Origin of the sequence: Deinococcus actinosclerus (assembly GCF_001507665.1) — a bacterium.
Taxonomy (GTDB): Bacteria; Deinococcota; Deinococci; order Deinococcales; family Deinococcaceae; genus Deinococcus; species Deinococcus actinosclerus.
The window spans coordinates 1,488,477-1,502,948 of record NZ_CP013910.1 but is presented as its reverse complement, the minus strand read 5'-3'; the positions used below and the strand labels follow the sequence as shown (position 1 = coordinate 1,502,948).

At 69.4% G+C, this 14,472-nt stretch carries 11 protein-coding genes; 9 read left to right on the top strand and 2 right to left on the bottom strand.

What is annotated here, in order from left to right:
- Window positions 1-71 precede the first annotated feature (71 nt).
- The 5 genes from panC to AUC44_RS07285 all read left to right on the top strand — a co-directional run bounded on the left by panC (window position 72) and on the right by AUC44_RS07285 (window position 5,259).
- Complete coding sequence (gene panC / locus AUC44_RS07305; RefSeq protein WP_417926370.1) at window positions 72-851, top strand: pantoate--beta-alanine ligase; 780 nt, start codon at window positions 72-74, stop codon at window positions 849-851.
- A complete protein-coding gene (locus AUC44_RS07300; protein ID WP_062158046.1) occupies window positions 848-1,924 on the top strand; it encodes a PilT/PilU family type 4a pilus ATPase in 1,077 nt (358 codons plus the stop codon). Before panC ends, AUC44_RS07300 begins: the two co-directional genes overlap by 4 nt.
- A 252-nt stretch (window positions 1,925-2,176) precedes the next feature.
- A complete protein-coding gene (locus AUC44_RS07295) occupies window positions 2,177-3,349 on the top strand; it encodes an ABC transporter ATP-binding protein (protein WP_062158045.1) in 1,173 nt (390 codons plus the stop codon).
- Between the two features lie 185 nt (window positions 3,350-3,534).
- A complete protein-coding gene (locus AUC44_RS07290; protein WP_062158044.1) occupies window positions 3,535-4,287 on the top strand; it encodes an ABC transporter substrate-binding protein in 753 nt (250 codons plus the stop codon).
- A 174-nt stretch (window positions 4,288-4,461) separates the two neighbouring features.
- Entirely contained in the window at window positions 4,462-5,259 is a 798-nt protein-coding gene (locus tag AUC44_RS07285; RefSeq protein WP_231724562.1) for an amino acid ABC transporter permease, read from the top strand.
- 60 nt (window positions 5,260-5,319) lie between these two features.
- On the opposite strand, the gene AUC44_RS07280 is transcribed toward AUC44_RS07285, so the two are convergent.
- Both AUC44_RS07280 and AUC44_RS07275 read right to left on the bottom strand, forming a co-directional pair.
- Window positions 5,320-6,516 (bottom strand): AI-2E family transporter, encoded by a 1,197-nt coding sequence (locus AUC44_RS07280; RefSeq protein ID WP_062158043.1) that lies wholly within the window; start codon window positions 6,514-6,516, stop codon window positions 5,320-5,322.
- A gap of 58 nt (window positions 6,517-6,574) precedes the next feature.
- Window positions 6,575-8,791 (bottom strand): ATP-dependent helicase, encoded by a 2,217-nt coding sequence (locus AUC44_RS07275; protein WP_062158042.1) that lies wholly within the window; start codon window positions 8,789-8,791, stop codon window positions 6,575-6,577.
- A 109-nt stretch (window positions 8,792-8,900) separates the two neighbouring features.
- Between AUC44_RS07275 and mntE the strand changes: the two genes are divergently transcribed.
- The 4 genes from mntE (at window position 8,901) to AUC44_RS07255 (ending at window position 14,412) form a co-directional block, all read left to right on the top strand.
- Window positions 8,901-9,824: a manganese efflux transporter MntE gene (gene mntE / locus AUC44_RS07270; protein ID WP_062158041.1), complete on the top strand. Its 924-nt coding sequence runs from the start codon at window positions 8,901-8,903 to the stop codon at window positions 9,822-9,824.
- A 136-nt stretch (window positions 9,825-9,960) separates the two neighbouring features.
- Window positions 9,961-13,023 (top strand): formate dehydrogenase subunit alpha, encoded by a 3,063-nt coding sequence (gene fdhF, locus AUC44_RS07265; RefSeq protein WP_082688978.1) that lies wholly within the window; start codon window positions 9,961-9,963, stop codon window positions 13,021-13,023.
- Between the two features lie 28 nt (window positions 13,024-13,051).
- Window positions 13,052-13,555, top strand: coding sequence for a helical membrane plugin domain-containing protein (locus AUC44_RS07260; protein WP_062158040.1), 504 nt, complete (start codon window positions 13,052-13,054; stop codon window positions 13,553-13,555).
- Between the two features lie 101 nt (window positions 13,556-13,656).
- Window positions 13,657-14,412 carry a formate dehydrogenase accessory sulfurtransferase FdhD gene (locus AUC44_RS07255; protein ID WP_335338696.1) on the top strand — a complete coding sequence of 252 codons (756 nt, stop codon included), beginning with the start codon at window positions 13,657-13,659 and terminating at the stop codon, window positions 14,410-14,412.
- Window positions 14,413-14,472 lie beyond the last annotated feature (60 nt).

Here is a 14,472-nt window from a genome sequence, read left to right as displayed (position 1 = left end):
CGCCGGTGGTCGCCACCCCCGACGAGCTGCGGCGGCGCGTGGCAGGCCGGCGCGTGGCGTTCGTGCCCACCATGGGCTACCTGCACGAGGGGCACGCCAGCCTGATCCGCGCGGCGCGCGCGGCGGCCGGGCCGGACGGGCTGGTGGTGGTCAGCGTGTTCGTGAACCCCATGCAGTTCGGCCCGAACGAGGATCTGGCCCGCTACCCGCGCGATCTGGAGCGCGACCTGGGCGTGGCGGGCGAGGCCGGCGCGGACGTGCTGTTCCACCCGGAGGTGAGCACCATGTACCCCGAGGGCTACAGCACCAGCGTGACCGTGAGCGGCGTCAGTGACGGTCTGGACGGCGCGGCCCGCCCCGGGCACTTCACGGGCGTGGCGACGGTCGTGCTCAAGCTGCTCAATCTGGTGCGGCCCGACGTGGCGCTGTTCGGTGAGAAGGACTGGCAGCAGCTGGCCGTGATCCGGCGCATGGTGCGCGACCTGAACGTCGGGGTGGAGATCCGGGGGGTGCCCACGGTGCGCGCCGCGTCGGGGCTGGCCCTGAGCAGCCGCAACAGCTACCTGAGCGCCGAGCAGGCCGCGCGGGCGGCCGTGCTGTCGCGCGCGCTGCGGGCCGTGCAGGCCGCGTACGCGGCGGGCGAGCGGTCCGCGGCCGCACTGGAGGCCGCCGGGCGCGCCGCGCTGGCCGGGGAAGACGAGCTGACCCTGGAGTACCTCACGGTCGTCGGGGGGGATATGCAGGCGCGGGAAATCGTGGACAATGACCCCATGAACCGCGTCTTGGTGGCGGCCCGCCTGTTCGGGGTGCGCCTGATCGACAACATGCCGCTCGCCCCGGGTGCCGCGTGACCCTCGACGAACTGCTGCGCGAGATGGTGGGCCGCCGCGCGAGCGACGTGCACCTCCAGGCGGGCAGTCCGCCCATGGGCCGCATCGACGGGCAGCTGGTGCCGTTCGGGACGCAGCCGCTGATGCCACCCGACACGGCGCTGCTGGCGCAGTCCCTGATGAACGCCGACCAGTGGGACGACTTCACCTACCGCAACGAACTGGACCTCGCGTACAGCGTCTCCGGTCTGGGACGGTTCCGCTGCAACGTCTTCCGGCAGCGCGGCGCGGTGGGCGTGGTCATGCGCATCGTGTCGGACTCCATTCCGGGCTTCGAGGCCCTGGGTCTCCCGGCGGACGTCATGCGCGGCCTGGCGGAGCATGCGCGCGGCCTGATCCTGGTGACCGGGCCGACCGGGGCGGGCAAGAGCACCACGCTCTCCAGCCTGGTGGACCACATCAACCGCTCGTACGCGCACAACATCATCACCATCGAGGATCCCATCGAGATCCTGCACAAGAACCGCAAGAGCATCGTGGTGCAGCGCGAGGTCGGGTCGGACACCCGGGACTTCCGCACCGCCCTGAAGTTCGCCATGCGTCAGGACCCGGACGTGATCATGATCGGCGAGATGCGCGACAAGGAGACCGTCGAGGCGGCCCTGAGCGCCGCGCAGACCGGTCACCTGGTGCTCAGCACGCTGCACACGCAGGACGCGGTGCGCAGCGTGAACCGCATCATCGACTTCTTCCCGCCCTTCGAGCGCGAGCAGGTGCGCCTGCAACTTGCCGAGTCGCTGGTGGGGATCGTCAGTCAGCGGCTGCTGCGCCGCGCCGACGGGCTGGGCCGCGTGCTGGGGCTGGAAGTGCTGTTGAACACGCCCCTGATCCAGGAGTACATCAAGGACGAGAACAAGACGCCGCTGATCAAGGACGCCCTGATCGAGGACAACATCCGCGGCATGCACACCTTTGATCAGCATCTGGTGCAGCTGTACCGCAACACCCTGATCACCATGGACGAGGCCCTGAGCGCCGCGACCAGTCCGCACGAACTGAAACTGATGGTAACCCGCAGCGGCGTGACCTTCTGACCTCGCCCCGCCGGACGCCGCCCAGTCTGACCCGCCTCGGCCGAGGGGCCAGCGGGGCGGCGCATCCGCGGCCTTTTGTTGTCTGGGCGGGCTGTCGGCGGCGAACCCGGGCGTGGTATGCTGCGCCTGTCAGCGCGGCTTGAACGGACACCCGGGACCTCATTCACGTACCCCGGTTACCCGAACTGCTCCCACCACACCGGTGCGGGGCCCATTCGCGGGTAAGAGCAGGGGCGAAAAGGTAGGCACGTCATGGCAGAAGTGATTCTGGAGCACATCAACAAGCGCTACGGCACGAAGCACCACGCGGTCAAGGACTTCAACCTGCACATCCAGGACCGCGAGTTCATGGTGTTCGTCGGGCCGTCCGGCTGCGGCAAGTCCACCACCCTGCGCATGATCGCGGGCCTGGAGGACATCAGTGACGGCATCCTGAAGATCGGCGACCGCGTCGTGAACGACGTGCCGCCCAAGGACCGCGACATCGCGATGGTCTTCCAGAACTACGCGCTGTACCCGCACATGAACGTGTACGAGAACATGGCCTTCGGCCTGAAGCTCCGCAAGACGCCCAAGGAAGAGATCGACAAGCGCGTGCGTGAAGCCGCGAAGATCCTCCAGATCGAGCACCTGCTGGGCCGCAAGCCCAAGGAACTCTCGGGCGGTCAGCGTCAGCGCGTGGCGATGGGCCGCGCGATCGTGCGCGAGCCGAAGGTGTTCCTGATGGACGAGCCGCTCTCGAACCTGGACGCCAAGCTGCGCGTCGAGATGCGCTCGCAGATCAGCCAGCTGCACCGCCGCCTGGGTGCCACGATCGTGTACGTGACGCACGACCAGGTGGAGGCCATGACGCTCGGCAACCGCATCGTGGTCATGCGCGACGGCGTGATCATGCAGGTCGACACGCCCATGAACCTGTACGACTTCCCGCAGAACAAGTTCGTGGCGGGCTTCATCGGCAGCCCCAGCATGAACTTCCTGACCGGCCGCGTGCAGAACGGCGAGTTCGTGATCGGCGAGAACCGCGTCGGCGCCATGGGCCGCCTCGGCCAGAGCCTGAAGGCCTACGAGGGCAAGGACGTCCTGATGGGCATCCGCCCCGAGCACCTGGGCATGGTCGGCATGACCGACATCCCGCGCGGCTCGAACGTCCTGCGCGGTCAGGTGGTCGTGGTGGAGCCGCTGGGCGCCCAGACGGACCTGATCATCGACGTGGCCGGGCAGAACATCACCGCGAAGGTTGAGGGACAGGCGAACGTCCTCCCCGGCGACAGCATCGAACTGCTCGTCGACCAGACCCGCCTGCACGCCTTCGACCCCAGCAGCGAGGCCGCCATCGACCGCGGCACGCCCGCCGGCACGCGCGGTCAGGCCGACACCCCCGGCCTGGGCTACGAGTACGCCGCGCCCGTCAGCGCCTACTGACACTGACCTGAACTCTGCCGCTGCCAGGGCCGCCCCCCTCCCGACCGGAGGAGCGGCCCTTCAGCGTGCCTTCATGTGGGGCGTGGGCCATGCGGTAGAATTGCCGGACCAGTTCCAGGAGCAGCGTCCAGCCCAGCGTCGTGCCATGCGTCACGGATGTTGATCCACCCGTACAAGGAGCCCACATGAAAAAAGTCGCGCTGACCCTCGCTGCCCTGACCCTGCTCACTGCCGCTCAGGCCCGCACTTGGGCGGAGATCAAACAGTCCGGCACCATCAAGATCGCCACCGAGGGCGCCTTCCCGCCCTTCAACCTCCTGAAGGGCAAGGAACTGACCGGCTTCGAGGTCGACCTCGCCAACGCCCTGGCCAAGGGGCTGGGCCTGAAGGTGCAGTGGGTGACGCAGCCCTTCGATAACCTGCTCATCGGCCTGGGGCAGGACCGCTACGACTTCGTGATCGCCAGTCACGGGATCACCCCCGAGCGCCTGAAGGCCGTGGACTTCACGAATCCCCACTACTGCACGGGCGGCGCGGTCGTCACGAAACCCGGCGGACCCATGAACGCCGCCGCGCTCAGGGGCAAGACGGTGGCCGTGCAGGTGGGCACCACCTACCTGGAGAACGTGCGCAAGGTGCCGGGCCTGAAGGACGTCAAGACGTTCCCCAAGGACACCGACGCGCAGGCCGCGCTGATGGCAGGCCGCGTGGACGCCTGGGTGGGCGACAAGTTCACGGGCCTGGACCTTGTCAAGGCGCAGAAGGGCAAGGTCGTGCAGGGTGACCTGCTGTTCAACGAGAAGATCGGCATGGCCGTGAAGAAGGGCAACAGCAGCCTGCTCAAGGAGCTGAACGCCGCGCTCGCCAAGGCCCTGAGCAACGGCACCTACGCGAAGCTGAGCACGCAGTACTTCGGCACCGACGTGCGCTGCAAGTAACCCCGCGCCGGCCTGCGCCCCGCCGCCTGGGTAGGCGGCGGGGCGCGTCCGGTTGGGCCGGATGGGGCGGGTCACCCCAGGCAGGGTCAGGCCGCGCGGCGCGGAGTGTGGCACAATCCTGCAAATGCAATCCGGTCTCCTTTCCCTGTGCGCCTGCCTGCTCTGGAGGCAGCTGTGACCGCCAAACCCGTGCCTCCCCGCGCCAGTCAGCCCCTGGGCGTGGGCGCGCTGCTGCTGTGGCTGGGGGGGGCGGCCGCCGCGTTCCTGATCCTGTTCTGGCTGATCACACTGATCCTGCGCCAGATGCCCGACCCGATCGGTCCGCGCGCCGACCTGTTCGTGGAGGGCGCCCGCATGACCCTGCAGCTCACGGTGGTCAGCGGCCTGATCGGCCTGATCGTGGGGACCGTCGCGGGCATCCAGAAGACGAGTGCGCTGTGGATCGTGCGGGCGCCTGCCAGCCTGTTCATCTGGCTGGTGCGCGGCACGCCGCTGCTGGTGCAGATCCTGTTCGTGTACAACGCCCTGCCACCCCTGCTGCAGGCCGTCGGCATCCGGGTCGAACTCAACGAGTTCTGGTCCGCCGTGATCGCGCTCTCGCTGAACGTGGGGGCCTACAACGCCGAGGTGATCCGCGCCGGGATCCTGGCGGTGCCGCGCGGGCAGACCGAGGCGGCGCGCAGCCTGGGCCTGAGCGGCGCGCAGACCATGACGACCGTGGTCCTGCCACAGGCGCTGCGGATCGTGGTGCCGCCCCTGGTGAACAACCTCGTGGCGCTGCTCAAGGACTCCTCACTGGCGTCCAGCATCGCGCTGCTGGAACTCACGCTGGCCGGTCAACGGGTCTCGTCCGAGAGCTTCCTGCCCATCCCGGTGCTGACGACCGTGGCCAGCGTGTACCTGGCCCTGACGACCGTGATGACGTTCTTCACCGACCAGCTGGAGCGCCGCTTGAAGATCGCCAGCCGCTGAGCCCTCACCGCAGGAGGCGCACCCCTGGTCGGTCAGGGGTGCGCCTTCTGCTGCGGGGCGTCAGCGGTGGCCCGGGGTGTCCTCGCGGGCGGGGGCGGCGCCGCCCGTGACGCCCCGGTACAGCGGGCTGCGCAGCCAGTAGCGGTTCGTCCAGCGTTTGAGGAGCACCGCGCAGGGGATCGCCAGGATGGCGCCCATCGCGCCCGCCAGGGTCAGGCCCACCAGGATGGCGATCAGGATGCTGGCCGGCCCGATGCTGGTGCTGCGGCCCATGACCATCGGGCCGATGACGTTCCCGAGCAGCTGGTTGATGATGAAGTACAGCGCCCCGACCTCCAGCACCGTGGTGGTGCCCTGCGGGATGGCGAGCAGCATGGGTGGAATGGACGCCGCGACGATCCCCACGTACGGGATCAGGTTCACGAAGGCACTCAGGATGCCCAGCGCCAGCGCATTGGGCACCTTCAGGATGAGCAGGCCGGTGGTGGCCAGGATCGCGCAGGCGAGCGCCGTGATGACCGTTCCGCGCAGGTACATGCCGAAGCTGTCGCTGACGTCCTCGGCGAGTTGCAGCACGGTGGGCTGCCACGTGCGCGGGAAGAGTTTCAGCAGGCCCGCGCCGAAGGTGTTGTACTCGAACATGAAGTACATCGCGAGCGTCAGCAGCAGGCCCAGCTGGCCCAGCCAGCCCACGAGGCTGGAGAGGGTGTCCAGAACGTCCGGGCCGGACGTGACCAGCCGCTCGATCAGCGGACCGGTGTTCTCGGTGAGGTTGGAGGTCTGCGTGTCGATGTAGGCGGTGATGCTGGCCTTCAGGCCGGTGGTGCCCGGAATGCTGTCCAGGCGGTCCAGCAGGGAATTGATGATGACCTTGAGGTTGTGCGCCAGATACGGGAGTCCGTCGGCCAGCCCGCGCAGCTGGGAGCTGACCAGGAAACCCAGGAACGTCAGGACGCCGGCCAGCACCACGATCAGGAGCAGCACGCCCACGGCGCGCCCGACCCGGTGGCGTTCCAGCCAGGACAGGATCGGATTGACCAGGAAGGCCAGGGCGTACGCGCCGAGGGCCGTGACGACCACGCTGGCGAGGTGGCCCAGCAGCCACCCGCCCAGGCGCAGGGCCAGCAGGCCTGCCAGCACGAAGACGATCAGGCGGAAGGCGGCGTACTGCCACAGGTTCCGCAGGAAATCCTGGATGGAACCCGTGGACTGCCACGGGGCGCGCCGCCCGGGCGGAGTGGAGTCGGGGAGATTCACGGCCCTATCGTGACAGGTCGCGCCCCCCCGGGACGCCCGTGCCCGGCGCGACCCGGGGTCAGGCGGGGCTGAGGTTGGCGAACTTCACGAGCAGCTTCTTGGTGCCGGCGGACGGGAAGTGCACGGTGACCTCCTGCCGGTCGCCGACGCCCGCCACGGCGAGCACCTGCCCCTCGCCGAACTTGGGGTGCCTGACCTTCTCGCCGCCCCGGAAGGCCATGCCGGCGGTCATGGGGCTGGTGTTCTTCACGGCGCTGGGGGCGGGCACGGTCGGGCGGTACTGTTTCCAGGTCTTGGCGCGGTACTCGACGACCTGCCCGTAGGGGTCGATGGTGTCGAAGTGGCCCTCGATCTCCTCCAGGAAGCGGCTGTCCTCGGCGGCGTTCGTCTTGCCGAACTGCATGCGGTTCTGCGCGGCGGTCAGGAACAGGCGCTCCATGGCGCGGGTGATGCCCACGTAGAACAGTCGGCGTTCCTCCTCGATGCCGCCCGCCTCGACCAGGGCGCCCTTGCTGGGCAGCAGGCCCTCTTCCGCGCCCACGATGAACACCACGGGGAATTCCAGGCCCTTGGCGTTGTGCATGGTCATCAGCGTGACGGCGTCCTCGGGCGCGCCCTTGTTCTCGGTCTTCGTGCGCATGTCGTCCACGCTGGAGAGCAGCGCCGCGTCGTCCAGGAAGTCCGCGATGGTGCCCTCGTGCTCCTGCGCCCATTCCTGCGCGGCGTTGATGAGTTCGTCCAGGTTCTCCATGCGCACCTGGCCCTCCTGCCCCTCCTGGCGCAACAGGTCGAGGTACCCGCTCGTCTCGATCACGAAGCGCAGGAACGGCGCGGGTTCGTAGTTCTCGGCGGCGTCCGCCATGGCCTCCATCAGGGCGGCGAACTCCACAGGGCGCGCCGCGCCGCGGTCGAGGATGCGGGCCTGCTCGGCGTTCGCGCAGGCGGTCAGGAGGCTGGTGCCGTTGGCGCGGGCCCAGTCCATCAGTTTCACCAGGGCCGTGTCGCCGATGCCGCGCTTGGGCCGCCCGATGATGCGCCGCAGCGCCACGTCGTCACTGGGGTTGATGGCCAGCCGCGCGTACGCGAGGATGTCCTTGATCTCGCGGCGGTCGTAGAAGCCCACGCCGCCCACGATCTTCGCGGGGATCTGCACGCGCCGCAGCGATTCCTCCAGCACGCGCGACTGCGCGTTCGTGCGGTACAGGATCGCCATCTCGCTGAACTTGCGCCCCTCCAGGGTGTGCAGGCGGGTGATCCACTCCGCGACGAAATCCCCCTCGGCGCGGTGGTCGGTCGCGCGGTGGAACACGACCGGGTGCCCGTCCTCCTTGACGGCCTTGAGGGTCTTGTCGAGGCGCTCGGCGTTGTTCTCGATCAGCTTGTTGGCGATGGTGAGCACGCGGGCACTGGAGCGGTAGTTGTGTTCCAGCAGGTACACCTTCGCGTCGCGGTAGTCCTTCTGGAAGTCGAGGATGTTCTGGATGTCCGCTCCGCGGAACTTGTAGATGCTCTGGTCGGGGTCGCCCACGACGAGGAGGTTGCGGTCGCGGCTGGCGAGCAGGCGGGTGAGTTCGTACTGGGCCTTGTTGGTGTCCTGGTACTCGTCCACGTGGATGAACTTCGCGCGGTTCTGCACGGCGTTCAGGACGGCCGGCACCTCCTGGAAGAGGCGGACGGTCTCGGTGATCAGGTCGCCGAAGTCGATGGCGTTCTGGCCCTTCTTGCGCGCCTCGTAGCGGCGGTAGATCTCGGCGGCGGCCTCGCGGGGCACACCGCTGATGTAGGGCTCGCCACTGCGGGCAATCTGGTCGGGGGTCAGGAGGTTGCTCTTGGCGCGGTCGAGGATGCCGCGCAGCACGCGGGGGTTGGTGTCCGGGCCGATGCCGGGGACGCTGCCCATGACTTCCTTGAGGATGTCGAGCTGGTCGTCGTCGTCATAGATGACGAAGCCGCGCCTGAGACCGATGTGTTCGCCGTAGGCGCGCAGGATGCGCACGCCGGCGCTGTGGAAGGTGCTCATCCAGAGCTTGTCGGCCCCGTCAATGAGGTGGCTGGCGCGTTCACGCATCTCGGCGGCGGCCTTGTTCGTGAAGGTCACGGCGAGGATCTCGCCGGGCTGCACGCCGTAGTGCCCGATCAGGTGGGCGATGCGGTAGATGAGGGTGCGGGTCTTGCCGCTGCCGGCGCCGGCGATGACCAGGGCCGGGCCGGTGTAGTGGTCGGCGGCCTGGGCCTGGGTGGGGTTGAGCTGGGCAAGGAGGTCGGGCGCGGTCACCGAACGATTGTATCAGGGCGCGTTCTGCACAGGACAGAATCGGTGTGGGCCCCACTGTCCCTGCGCGGGGCACGGTGTTCGCCGCGCCTAACCCTGCTACGCTCCGCCAGTGACCGTTCCCTCCGCCTCCCAGCAGTCCTCGCAGCGCGCCTCCCGGCTGGCGCTGGGAAGCATTCTCGTGGCCGTGGTGGTCCTGGGCCTGAAGTTCCTGGCCTACGTCCTGACGGGCAGCGTGGCGCTGTACTCGGACGCGCTGGAGAGCATCATCAACGTGGCGGCGGCCGTCGCGGCGTTCATCGCGCTGCGCGTCGCGGCCCGCCCGGCGGACGCCAACCACCCCTACGGGCACACGAAGGCCGAGTACTTCAGCGCGGTCGCCGAGGGGGTGCTGATCGTGCTGGCCGCCGCCGCCATCGTGCGCGAGGCCCTGCCGGTCCTGATGAATCCCGCCCCGCCGGAGGGCGGCACCGGGCTGGTCGGCCTGGGCGTGAACCTGGGGGCCAGCGCCCTGAACGCGCTGTGGGCGACGGTGCTGCTGCGCCACGGGCGGGCGCTGCGCTCCCCGGCGCTGCTGGCCGACGGCAAGCACGTCATGAGCGACGTGGTGACCAGCGTGGGCGTGCTCGTGGGCGTACTGGCGGCGCGCCTGACCGGGCTGTACTGGCTCGACCCGCTGCTGGCGGTGCTGGTGGCGCTGAACATCCTCTGGAGTGGGTGGCTGCTCGTGCGTGACAGCGTGGGCGGCCTGATGGACGCGGCGGTGGATTCGGACACCGAGCGGCGTATCCGGGCGGCCATGAGCGAGGCGGGCGCGGGCGCGCTGGAGATGCACGACCTGCGCACCCGGCACGCGGGCAGCCTGACCTTTATCGAGTTCCACATGGTGGTGCCGGGCGACATGACCGTCACAGAGGCGCACGCGATCTGTGACCGGCTGGAGGACGCCATCCGGGCGACGACCCCGGAATGCTCGATCAACATTCACGTGGAACCGGCGGACAAGGCCAAGCACCACGGCGTACTGGTGCTGTAGATCGCCGCCGCTTCCCGTGGCCCGGCGCGGAAACGGCCGGGCCGCAGCCCCGACTGCATGAAGTCTTCATGCAGTCGGGGCTACTTGCGCGCAGAGGGGCCGCGCCTATACTCGCCGGAGTTTCAAGGGAGGACGTATGGGCGAACTGGACGTGCCGAACGACGCGCATATCCGCAGCGAGGTGGGGCCGACCCGGCCGCCGCGCGGGGCGCAGGTGCAGGTCATGGTGGACGGGGCCGCGCAGGCGGCGTGGGCAGGCGAGCCGCTGGTGGACGTGATCAACCGCGCGCAGATCGAACTGGCGCAGGTGTGTTACCACCCGCAGCTGGGCCCCCTGCAGACGTGCGACACCTGCGCGGTCGAGATCGACGGCGTGGTGGGCCGCGCGTGCGGGACGCCGGTGCGGGCCGGGATGGTGGTGCGCACGCAGACGAACGCGGCGCGCACGGCGCAGCGCGACGCGTACGACCGGATCGTGGCGAACCACGACCTGTACTGCACGGTGTGCGACAACAACAACGGGAACTGCACGGTGCACAACACGCTGGGCGTGCTGGGCATCGACCACCAGACCCGGCCCTTCCAGCCCAAGGGCTTTGAGAAGGACATGAGCAATCCCTTCTACCGCTACGACCCGGACCAGTGCATCCTGTGTGGCCGCTGCGTGGAGGCCTGCCAGAACGTGCAGGTGAACGAGACCCTGACGATCGACTGGGAGGCGGAGCAGCCGCGCGTGCTGTGGGACGGCGGGAAACCCATCGGTGAGAGCAGCTGCGTCAGCTGCGGGCACTGCATTACGGTCTGCCCCTGCAACGCCCTGCAGGAGAAGTCCATGCTGGGCGAGGCGGGGCTGTTCACCGGAATTCCGCTGCCGGTGTGGAACTCGGCGATTGACGTGGTCAAGGGCGTGGAGGCCAGCGCGGGCCTGAAGCCGATCATGAACGTCAGCGAGATCGAGTCGGCCGCCCGCGACCGCTACATCAAGAAGACGAAGACGGTCTGCACGTACTGCGGCGTGGGCTGCTCATTCGACGTCTGGACGGACGAACGGCACATCCTGAAGGTCGAGCCGGGCCTGGGGCACGCCAACGGCATCAGCACCTGCGTGAAGGGCAAGTTCGGCTGGGACTACGTGAACAGCGAGGACCGCCTGACCAGCCCCCTCATACGCGACGGGGACCGATTCCGCGAGGCGACCTGGGACGAGGCGCTGGCGCTGGTCGCGCGGCGCTTCACTGAGATCCGCGCGGCGAAGGGACCGGACGCGCTGGCATTCGTGGCGAGCAGCAAGGCCAGCAACGAGGAAGCGTTCCTGGTGCAGAAGTTCGCGCGTCAGGTGATCGGCACGAACAACGTGGACAACTGCTCGCGCTACTGCCAGTCCCCGGCCAGCAAGGGCCTGTCCCTGACGGTCGGGATCGGCGGGGACAGCGGCACCATCAAGGACATCGAGAACGCCAGTCTGGTGATCACGGTGGGCAGCAACACCGCCGAGAGCCACCCGGTGCTCGCCACCCGCGTGAAGCGCGCGCAGAAGCTGGGGCACACGCGGGTGATCGTGTTCGACATCCGCGAGCATGAACTCGCCCGCCGCGCCGACGAGTTCCACCGCCCGAACCCCGGGACGGACTTCGTGTGGCTGGCGGCCGTCAGCAAGTTCATCCTGGACAACGGCCTGGAGGACAAAGCCTTCCTGCGCGACCGTGTGAACGGCCTGGACGAGTTCCGCGCGTCCATCGAGGAGTACACCCTGGAGCGCGCCGAACGCGAGACCGGCCTGAGCGCCGCCACGCTGGAGGCCCTGGCGCGGCGCATCGCCAGCGAGGAGCGGGTGTGCATCCTGTGGGCGATGGGCGTCACGCAGCAGTGCGGCGGGACCGACACGAGCGCGGCGATCAGCAACCTGCTCCTGATCACCGGGAACTACGGGCGGCTGGGGACCGGCGCGTACCCGCTGCGCGGCCACAACAACGTGCAGGGCGCGTCGGACATGGGCGCGCAGCCGGACGCGGTCAGCGGGTACCAGCGGGTCGATGATCCGTTCGCCGTGCAGCGCCACGAGCGCGAGTGGGGCGTCACCCTCCGCCCCGAACGCGGCCTGGACAACACGCAGATGATCGACGCGGCCATCCGCGGGGACCTGCGCGCCCTGTGGATCACGGGCGAGGAGATGAGTCTCACCGACGCGAACGCCAACCACCTCCAGGAGGGCTTCGAGGCGCTGGAGTTCCTGGTCGTGCAGGACCTGTACTTCACGAACACGGCGCGCTTCGCGGACGTGGTGCTGCCGGCGGCGGCGTCGCTGGAGAAGGAGGGCACCTTCACGAACACCGAGCGCCGCATCCAGCGGCTGTACGAGGTCATGCCGCCCCTGAAAGGCACGAAACCCGACTGGCAGATCTACACGGCGGTCGCCGAGCGCATGGGGCACCGCTGGGGCTACACGCACCCCGCCCAGATCATGGCGGAGATCGCGCGCCTCACGCCGCACTTCGCCGGGGTGAGCTACGACCGCCTGGAGGGCTACGACACGCTGTGCTGGCCGGTCGCGGAGGACGGCAGCGATCAGCCGCTGCTGTACACCGAGCGCTTCAACTTCCCCGACGGGAAGGCGCGCCTGTACGCCGGGGAGTACCGGCCCCGCCAGCAGGCCCCGAACGACCAGTTCGACCTGCACCTGAACAGCGGGCGCATGCTGGAGCACTTCCACGAGGGGAACATGACCTTCCGCGTGGCGGGGATCGCCGCGAAGGCCCCGGATGCGTTCGTGGAGATCAGCCCCGAACTGGCCGCCGAGCGCAGCATCCAGAGCGGGCAGTGGGCACGGCTGGTCAGTGAGCACGGCGCGGTGCGCCTGCAGGTGCTCGTGACCGGTCGGGTCAGTGGGAATCAGGTGTTCGTGCCCATGAACGCCCGTAAGGCGGAGGACGCCGTGAACCGCCTGACGGGCTCGCAGGGCGACGCGACCACGAACACCCCGGCGTACAAGGACACCCGCGTGCGGCTGGACGTGCTGCACGACGTGGGCCCCAATCCGCTGCCCGCCACGAACCCGCGCTGGGGGCACCCGACGCCGCAGCAGGGCGTGGAGGTCGAGCGCAAGTGGGCGCGGCCCGACTACGTGTTCCCGGGCGGGCTGCTGCCCATGCACGGCGACAGCCTGAACGCGCGCGCCGACGCGCTGGGCGCCGATGACTGAGCGTTTCACACCTACGGAGGAGTCCTGAATGGCGAAACCACTCGAATTCACGCCCCGCACGCCCACCCCGCAGGAGCAGCTGCACACCGAGGTGGCCGACTCCACCGAGGCGCTGCTGGCGGGCCTGCACCTGCTGCGGCAGCTGCACGAGCACGGCGTGCTGGATGTCGCGCAGAAGACCGTGCGGGGCGGCGAGGGCCTCACGGCCTCGCTGCTGCACATCCTGGGTGGGCAGAGCAGCACTGCCCTGATCCGCAACGTGACCGAACTCGGCAAGACCCTCTCGGCACTCGATCCGGGCGAGGTCAGCGTGCTCGGGCACGCGGTCACGGTGGGCGTGCACGAAGGCGCGCGGCACGTCGCGGCCGGGAAGGGCATCGGCCTGGGTGAACTGCTGGGCCTGCTGAAGGACCGGGACGTGCAGGTGGCGCTCGGCGCGATCTTCGCGCTTCTCAAGGGCGCGGGGCGGGCGCTGCGCGAGGCGAACGAGGCCGTGCCGCAGACCGCCAATCAGGCCGAGGTAGGCCGCTGAATTCAGACAGCAGCCCAGACGGCGGGCCGGGCGGGGAGGCGACGACCGGCCTCCCCGTCGTGCTGTGGCGGGGCGGGGCACCAGCGGAGCGGGTGGACGCCGTGGCGGTCGAGGAACCGCTGGAACTGCGCCTGCACACGCCGGACGGCCCGCTGCCGCTGGGGGTGCTGATGCGCACGCCCGGGCACGACCGCGAGTTGCTGCTGGGCTGGCTGGTCTCCGAGGACCTGCTGCCCGACGACCTAAAGCTGCACCCTGACGCGGAGAATCCGAACGTGTGGCACCTGCACACGCCGGACTTCGCGCGGCTCGCGGCGGGCGCGCGGCTGGCGGTGTCGTCCAGCGCGTGCGGGGTGTGCGGGTCGGGCAGTGTGGAGCGCCTGATGGCCCGCGCCTCTCCCCCGTCCTGGGCGGGCAGCCCGCTGGACGCGGCGTGGCTCTCGGACCTGCCGGAGGTGCTGGTGGCGGCCCAGCCGGGCTTCGCGGCGACCGGCGGCCTGCACGGCGCGGCCCTGTTCACGCCGGACGGCACGCGGCTGGCGGCCTTCGAGGACGTGGGACGGCACAACGCCGTGGACAAACTGGTGGGCTGGGCGCAGGCGCGGGGCCGCCTCCCGTTGTCGGGTGCGGTGCTGGTCGTGAGCAGCCGCGCGGGCTTCGAGATCGTGCAGAAGGCCGTCACGGCGGGGGTCGCGGTGGTCGTGGCGGTGGGCGCGGCCACCAGCCTCGCGGTGGATACGGCGGCGGCTTTCGGGGTGACGCTGTGCGGCTTCGCGCGCGGCGACCGGCTGACCGTGTACGCCGGGGGAGAACGCCTGTCCGCCGGGTCAGATGAGGAGTCTCCGGCAGACGCGTGAAGACCGGCGCGGGGAGCGGCGCCTAGACTCCTTCATGTCAAACAACTGAACGCTTGACAG

Excerpts from the sequence above, each read along its gene's own strand:
- fdhF (WP_082688978.1), top strand. The coding sequence starts at position 9,961 with ATGGGCGAACTGGACGTGCCGAACGACGCGCATATCCGCAGCGAGGTG.
- AUC44_RS07290 (WP_062158044.1), top strand. The coding sequence starts at position 3,535 with ATGAAAAAAGTCGCGCTGACCCTCGCTGCCCTGACCCTGCTCACTGCC.
- panC (WP_417926370.1), top strand. The coding sequence starts at position 72 with ATGGGCTACCTGCACGAGGGGCACGCCAGCCTGATCCGCGCGGCGCGC.
- AUC44_RS07295 (WP_062158045.1), top strand. The coding sequence starts at position 2,177 with ATGGCAGAAGTGATTCTGGAGCACATCAACAAGCGCTACGGCACGAAG.
- AUC44_RS07260 (WP_062158040.1), top strand. The coding sequence starts at position 13,052 with ATGGCGAAACCACTCGAATTCACGCCCCGCACGCCCACCCCGCAGGAG.